The sequence below is a fragment of the Methylobacterium sp. WL120 genome (assembly GCF_008039465.1).
GTDB lineage: Bacteria > Pseudomonadota > Alphaproteobacteria > Rhizobiales > Beijerinckiaceae > Methylobacterium > Methylobacterium cerastii.
In genome coordinates this window covers 1-204 of the sequence record NZ_VRUT01000395.1, presented here as the reverse complement: position 1 = coordinate 204, position 204 = coordinate 1, and the positions used below count along the sequence as shown (strand labels likewise).

The window sequence follows — 204 nt, the reverse complement described above, 5'->3', positions numbered from 1 at the left end:
CTCAGCCCGTCCGCGCCATCACGCCCAGGACCCGGATGCCGCAGCTGTTTTTAAAAAAGCTTTCCCCACCGTCTGGCGCAGATCGGGCAGGCTGTCGGCGGCAAACCCGTAGAGGTCTGGTTCTGCGACGAGGCGCGGGTCGGCCAGAAGAACACCCTGACCCGGCGTTGGGCAGCACGCGGAACGCGCCCCTCGGATCCCAAG

General features: G+C 66.7%; 1 pseudogene. It reads left to right on the top strand.

Annotation, left to right across the window (positions count from 1 at the left end):
- A pseudogene (locus FV229_RS27860) lies at positions 1 to 204 on the top strand (IS630 family transposase); the annotation flags it as partial.